Here is a 1128-nt window from a genome sequence, read left to right as displayed (position 1 = left end):
GTTTTTTGCAATGAGGTTTTTTGTTTTTGTTAGTGTTTGATTTTCAGAATAATTTTAGCAGCATATCGTCTGCCGCATCGGTGTACTGCCCTTTTGCCAGCCGTTCATTTCTCAGTTGATTTACAGTGGTACGCATAAGACGAATTTCGTCTGGCGAGAAGTTTGTTTTCTTATCGGCTGAGAGAGAATCAATTTTCAGTATTAGCTTTCCCGATTCCTGTGTGCTACGACCAAGCGCTTTTTCTCGGTAGTAATAAGGTGCAAGTGCTTTCAGCAGGATACTTTTGTTTGCGCGGGTCAGCTTGATTTTTCTCATCATAATCCAATCGCCTTTCCCAGCTTTTCCTGTGCCTTGCGTTTGTTCTTGTCAAATGCATGGGCATAAATATCCAGCGTTGTACTTGCCTGTGCATGACCCAATAGACTAGCCACCGTTCGTACATCCACGCCCTGTGAAATCAGCAAGCTGGCGTTTGTGTGCCGCAAGCTATGCACATTCAAATCCAGCGGTAGGTTATTTGCTTTCAGAATCAGTTTAAATCTATATGTGAATGTGCTGGGACACATAGGCTTTCCGTTAGGTTGACGGAATAAATAGTCTTCCTCGTCCACGGTTTCGTTTGCAGTCTGTTCCCTATCCCACTCGCACTCCTTACGCCATGCTTTGAGTAGCTGGCACATTTCCTTGCTCAGATATACCATTCTGTCACCGCTGGTCGTCTTAGGATCTTTTGTAATTGATTCTTGGTGACTGAGTTTGACCACCCCGCGTTGAACATGAATCGTCCGTTTGCGCCAGTTGATATCACTCCATCTCAGCCCACAGGCTTCCCCACGCCGCAGCCCGGTTGCCAGCACCAGCTTGAAATAGGTTTCGTACTTCATACTCTGACCTTCAAACGCTGTAATCAACTTTTTAACCGTTTCCTCATCTGCTACGGGACGTTCTTTCTTCTGCCCTTTCGGCTTGTAGCATCTCCATGCAGGATTGTGAGTAAGGTATCCCTCGTCCACAGCCGCCGATAGGATGCCGCACAGCGTGTTGTGTAAACCTTCGACTGACTTCTCGGATAGATTTCCTCTGCCGTCCAGACGCGGTGTGTGCCGCATTTCCTCGTAAAACTCACG

2 protein-coding genes are annotated in these 1128 nt (G+C 46.9%); both read right to left on the bottom strand.

Annotated elements, in window-relative coordinates:
• Positions 1–43: 43 nt before the first annotated feature.
• Positions 44–319, bottom strand: coding sequence for a hypothetical protein (locus B5D32_RS14710; protein WP_078785688.1), 276 nt, complete (start codon positions 317–319; stop codon positions 44–46).
• Positions 316–1128: tyrosine-type recombinase/integrase (locus tag B5D32_RS14705; protein WP_143402829.1), on the bottom strand; the 813-nt coding region annotated here is incomplete at its 5' end. The genes B5D32_RS14705 and B5D32_RS14710, both read right to left, overlap by 4 nt.

The organism is Gemmiger formicilis (assembly GCF_900167555.1).
GTDB lineage: Bacteria > Bacillota > Clostridia > Oscillospirales > Ruminococcaceae > Gemmiger > Gemmiger formicilis.
The sequence above is the reverse complement of the archived record's forward strand: the minus strand, read 5'-3'. Positions and strand labels throughout refer to the sequence as shown.

Coding starts and splice junctions, on each gene's coding strand:
- B5D32_RS14710 (WP_078785688.1), bottom strand. CDS start 319: ATGATGAGAAAAATCAAGCTGACCCGCGCAAACAAAAGTATCCTGCTG.